Here is a 4,655-nt window from a genome sequence, read left to right as displayed (position 1 = left end):
TCGGCTCACAGCATGGGCGGGCCGATGCGATCTATCTCGAGGGAGGCCAGAGCGAACTCGACGGCCAGCTGCTGTTCGATCTGGGAACGCAGGATGATGACACGCTGGAAGAGCTGTTCGCCGATGCCGAGGCGGCGGAAGAGGCTGAAGACCACGAGCAGGCCGCGGCACTCTACCAGCGCTGCCTGGCCATCGACCCGAGCGATGCCATCGCCGCCTTCAACCGCGCCAACTGCCTGCGCGCCGCCGGCCACGCGGCCGAGGCGGCGCACGACTATGCCCGCGCGATAAAGCTCGATCCGGGCTTCGTCGAGGCCTGGTTCAATCTGGCCGGGCTGATGAGCGAAGAGGGGCGGGTGGCGTCGGCGCGCCGCCATTTGCTCAAGGCGATCGCATTGGATGCGAAGTACGCCGATGCGGTGTTCAACCTTGCGAGGCTGGAGTTCGACGCCGGCAATCTCGCCGAGGCGCAGCGTCGCTGGGTGCGCTATCTCGAGCTCGATGCCAATTCCGAATGGGCGCGCATGGCGGCCAAGGGGATACAGTTCGTGGATTTGCAGCTGGCGCGGATGTCGGCGGGTTAGGACTTCATTTGGTCGCGCTTGAACACCCCCCTCTGGCCTGCCGGCCATCTCCCCCGCAAGGGGGGAGATCGGCAGTTTCTCCTTACCGCCCGCCTTCCAACGTTGGTGATTGGCGAAAGCGATGGCGACATCCAATCTTCCCCCTTGCGGGGGAGATGTCCGGCAGGACAGAGGGGGGTGCGAAGGAACTCGGCCTTCATCTGCAGGCCACCCCATGACCACCTTCCTCTTCGACGGTCCCGACACCGCCCCAATCACTATCCTGCTGGCGCATGGCGCAGGTGCTCCCATGGACTCGCCCTCGCTGACGGCCACGGCAAAAGCGCTCGCCGCAGCCGGCTTCCGCGTTGCGCGCTTCGAATTCCACTACATGGCGGCGCGCCGCTATGGCCACCGCAAGCCACCGCCGCGCGCCGAGACGGTTAACCCGGAATACGTCAAGGCGATCGCCGACCTCCGGGCGAAGGGCGTGAAAGGTCCGCTGATCATCGGCGGCAAGTCGATGGGCGGACGCGTCGCTTCGATGATCGCCGACGAGATGTTTTCAAAGGGCGAGATTTCAGGGCTGCTGTGTCTCGGCTATCCCTTCCATCCGCCGGGCAAACCGACGCAGCTTCGGACAAAACACCTTGCCGATCTGAAGACGCCGACATTGATCTTCCAGGGCACGCGCGACGAGTTCGGGACCAAAGACGAGGTCGCGACCTATGGTCTATCCGACGCAATCGAGATCTTCTGGCTGGAAGACGGCGACCATGATCTGAAGCCGCGCAAAAACATCTCCGGCTTCTCCACCGCCGATCATCTGAAGACGCTCGCTGATGCGGTGAAGGCGTGGACCGAACGCATCGTGCGCTGAAGCAGGCCGATGAAGATCGCCACCTTCAACGTCAACAACATCAACGGCCGGCTGCCGAACCTGCTCGCATGGCTGGCTGCCGCCAAGCCCGACATCGCCTGCCTGCAGGAGTTGAAGGCCAGGCAGACGCAGTTTCCGCGCACCGCGCTGGCGGCGGCCGGCTACGGCGCGGTGTGGATCGGGCAGCCGACCTGGAACGGCGTCGCCATACTTGCACGGGGCTCAGAACCCGTTCTGACCCGCGAGGCGCTGCCCGGCGACGACAGCGACCAGCAGGCGCGCTACATCGAGGCAGCGGTCAACGGCATCGTTATCGCCTCGCTCTACGCGCCGAACGGGAACCCGCAGCCCGGCCCGAAATTCCAGTACAAACTGGCCTGGCACGAAAGGCTGGAGGCGCATGCGGCGCAGTTGCTCGACACCGGCCTGCCGGTGGTGCTGGCCGGCGACTACAACATCGTGCCCGAGCCGCGCGACATCTACCCGACCCGCTCCTATGACGACAACGCGCTGGTGCAGCCGGAAAGCCGCGCATCGTTCCAGCGGCTGCTCGACCAGGGCTGGCTTGACGCGCTGCGCAAGAAGCACCCGACGGAGACGCTCTACACATTCTGGGACTATCGTCGCAATCGCTGGCCGCGCGATGCCGGCCTGCGGCTCGACCATATCTTGCTTTCGAAGAAGCTGTCGCGCCGGCTGGTAGGGGCGGGCATCGACCGCGACGTACGTGGCGAGACCGGCGCCAGCGACCACGCGCCGGTCTGGGTGGAGTTGCGGTGAAGCATGAAAGCTGGCGCCGCCTTTCCGGGCGGCAACCAGTCAGGTTGGCCGCGCCGCTTGTCGGGCGAACGCTTCGATTAAAGGGGCATATCCCTCAAGGTCGGGCTGCGTAGCGAAACTGTGGGTAGCGGCGGTCGAAGCCCAGGGCAGCTTTTCCGACATGAAGACTTCGACGAAAGGCACATACCAATGATGTTCGTCCAGCATGGTCGCACGAACATTGACGAAAAAGTCCAGGCCATGCGGGCGCGTGAACATCCAGTTCTTGCAATGCGGGCAATAGAGCTGCCGGTGCGGGCCGTGCAGGCCGCCGACAACCGGCTCGCCTTGCGTAACGGCGAAACCGTCGGTCGGCACGGCGATGGTCAGGGAATACGCGCTGGCGCTCAGTTTCTGGCAGCCGGTGCAGTGACACGCCGTCGTCAGCAAGGGCGGCGCGCTGATGCGAAAGCGTATTCCGCCGCACAGGCAACCGCCGTCCCAAGGTAGCTTCCAATCGTCCATTGCTGGCCTCGCCTTAGCCTCTGCCAGCGATCTAGCGCGCGACCGGCAAGCTGCAATCTCTCCCTTGACGGTCCCACGAGGGAGGAGATCGGCAGCTTCACGTCCTTCCCCCAGGAATCGTGAACACCACGTCGGCGCGGCCGTAGCCGCCATCGGCGACCTCCTCGATCAGCACCATCGTGTAGGGGCGCACGCCTTCGCCGAACATCTCGACGAACAGGGCTGTGGTCTTGTGGACGAGGTCCTCCTTCTGTCCGGCGGACAGCGCGCGCTCAGGCACCTTGAAGTTTGCAAATGGCATGATGTCGATTTCCTGTTGGTTGATGGAAGTAGAGTCAGACCGTGCCGCCATTGGCGCGCAGCACCTGGCCGTTGACCCAGCCGCTGTCCGGTCCGGCGAGGAACGACACCACGCCGGCTATGTCGGCGGGCTGGCCGAGCCGCCCGAGCGGGATCATCCTGGTGATCGTGTCGACCAGTGCCTCGGACTTGCCGCCGAGGAACAGCTCGGTGGCCACCGGCCCCGGCGCCACGACATTGACGGTGATGCCGCGCGGCCCGAGTTCCTTGGCCAGCACATGCGTCATCGCCTCGACGCCGGCCTTGGTGGCAGCGTAAACGCCGTAGGTCGGCTGGTAGAGCCCGACCACGCTGGACGAGAAGCTGATGATGCGGCCGCCGTCGCGCAGCCTTCTTGCGCCCTCGCGCATGCCGCGGAAGACGCCACCGAGATTCACCGCGATCTGCTGCTCGAAACCGGCGTCGTCCATCTGCGCGATCGGCGCGAGCTTCATGATGCCGGCATTGTTGACCAGCACATCGAGGCCGCCAAAGGCCTGCTCGGCTGCGTCGAACAGATGCGCCACGCCCTTGGGATCGCCGACATCGGCCTGGACGGCGATCGCCGTGCCGCCCGCCGCCTCGATCCCGCGCACCACGCCTTCGGCGGCTTCGGCGCCCCTGGCATAGTTGACGACGACCGAAAAGCCGTCGCGTGCCAGCCGCCTGGCAATTTCGGCGCCGATACCCTTAGAGGCGCCGGTTACCAGCGCCACCTTTCCGTTCCGCGTAGTCATGTCAGCTCTCCATTCTTCTCGGCTGAAAATAGGCGACAAATCCTGCCGGATAATCGCTCGGGACTTGCCAACACCATTCGGATATGGCGAACAATGGCGATGGACAGTCTCGACCGGATGCGCCTGCTTGCCCGTGTGATCGAGCGCGGCAGCTTCACCGCGGCGGCCGCCGATCTGTCGATGTCGCGATCGACCGCCACCGAGGCGATCAAGGACCTCGAGGCACGGCTGGGGGTCAGGCTGCTCGAACGCACCACGCGCCATGTCACCCCGACATTGGATGGCCAGGCCTATCACCAGCGCTGCCTCGCCATCCTTGCCGATGTCGAGGATGCCGAGGCCGGCTTTCAATCGGCTCAGCCGCAGGGCCTTTTGAGGATCGACGTGCACGGCTTCATGGCCCGCCATTTCATCCTGCCGCGGCTCTCCGAATTCCTCGACCGCTACCCCGGGATCGACTTGCATATCGGCGACGGCGACCGGCTGGTCGATCTGGTGCGCGAGGGCATCGACTGCGTGCTGCGTTCCGGCGAACAGGCCGACAGCGGCATGATCATGCGGCGAGTGGCGACATTGCGCGAAGTCACCTGCGCCAGCCCCGCCTATCTCGAAAAGCACGGTATGCCGGCAACCCCCGAAGATCTCGAAGGCCATCTGATGGTCGGCTTCCGCTCGTCGAGGACCGGCGAGGTCATGCCGCTCGAATTCACCGTCGGCGGCGCGTTGCGCTATGTCAGCCTGCCCAACCGGGTGACGGTCAACGGCTCCGACACGATGGCGGAGCTGGCGCGTCTCGGCTTCGGCCTGGTGCAGGCGCCGCATTACCGCTTCGCCGCGGATTTCGCACGCGGC

At 65.2% G+C, this 4,655-nt stretch carries 7 protein-coding genes; 4 read left to right on the top strand and 3 right to left on the bottom strand.

Annotated elements, in window-relative coordinates:
• The 3 genes from E5W70_RS08390 to E5W70_RS08380 all read left to right on the top strand — a co-directional run.
• Positions 1-584, top strand: a 584-nt coding sequence (locus tag E5W70_RS08390) for a tetratricopeptide repeat protein (protein WP_292656397.1), incomplete at its 5' end; no start/stop codon positions are given.
• Between the two features lie 214 nt (positions 585-798).
• Entirely contained in the window at positions 799-1,443 is a 645-nt protein-coding gene (locus E5W70_RS08385; protein WP_292656395.1) for an alpha/beta fold hydrolase, read from the top strand.
• A 9-nt stretch (positions 1,444-1,452) separates the two neighbouring features.
• Positions 1,453-2,223, top strand: coding sequence for an exodeoxyribonuclease III (locus E5W70_RS08380; protein WP_292656392.1), 771 nt, complete (start codon positions 1,453-1,455; stop codon positions 2,221-2,223).
• Positions 2,224-2,262: 39 nt separating this feature from the next.
• Here E5W70_RS08380 and E5W70_RS08375 read toward each other — a convergent pair whose 3' ends face one another.
• The 3 genes from E5W70_RS08375 to E5W70_RS08365 all read right to left on the bottom strand — a co-directional run bounded on the left by E5W70_RS08375 (position 2,263) and on the right by E5W70_RS08365 (position 3,803).
• Entirely contained in the window at positions 2,263-2,727 is a 465-nt protein-coding gene (locus E5W70_RS08375) for a GFA family protein (RefSeq protein WP_292656391.1), read from the bottom strand.
• Between the two features lie 97 nt (positions 2,728-2,824).
• A complete protein-coding gene (locus E5W70_RS08370) occupies positions 2,825-3,028 on the bottom strand; it encodes a 4-oxalocrotonate tautomerase family protein (protein ID WP_292656388.1) in 204 nt (67 codons plus the stop codon).
• 34 nt (positions 3,029-3,062) lie between these two features.
• The gene (locus E5W70_RS08365) at positions 3,063-3,803 is read right to left on the bottom strand and encodes an SDR family oxidoreductase (RefSeq protein WP_292656385.1); all 741 of its coding nucleotides are present in this window, start codon (positions 3,801-3,803) and stop codon (positions 3,063-3,065) included.
• A 99-nt stretch (positions 3,804-3,902) separates the two neighbouring features.
• Here E5W70_RS08365 and E5W70_RS08360 point away from each other — a divergent pair.
• Positions 3,903-4,655: LysR family transcriptional regulator (locus tag E5W70_RS08360; RefSeq protein WP_292656404.1), on the top strand; the 753-nt coding region annotated here is incomplete at its 3' end.

It is taken from the genome of Mesorhizobium sp., from assembly GCF_005063415.1.
Classification (GTDB): domain Bacteria; phylum Pseudomonadota; class Alphaproteobacteria; order Rhizobiales; family Rhizobiaceae; genus Mesorhizobium.
The sequence above is the reverse complement of the archived record's forward strand: the minus strand, read 5'-3'. Positions and strand labels throughout refer to the sequence as shown.

Excerpts from the sequence above, each read along its gene's own strand:
- E5W70_RS08370 (WP_292656388.1), bottom strand. The coding sequence starts at position 3,028 with ATGCCATTTGCAAACTTCAAGGTGCCTGAGCGCGCGCTGTCCGCCGGA.
- E5W70_RS08375 (WP_292656391.1), bottom strand. The coding sequence starts at position 2,727 with ATGGACGATTGGAAGCTACCTTGGGACGGCGGTTGCCTGTGCGGCGGA.
- E5W70_RS08365 (WP_292656385.1), bottom strand. The coding sequence starts at position 3,803 with ATGACTACGCGGAACGGAAAGGTGGCGCTGGTAACCGGCGCCTCTAAG.
- E5W70_RS08385 (WP_292656395.1), top strand. The coding sequence starts at position 799 with ATGACCACCTTCCTCTTCGACGGTCCCGACACCGCCCCAATCACTATC.
- E5W70_RS08380 (WP_292656392.1), top strand. The coding sequence starts at position 1,453 with ATGAAGATCGCCACCTTCAACGTCAACAACATCAACGGCCGGCTGCCG.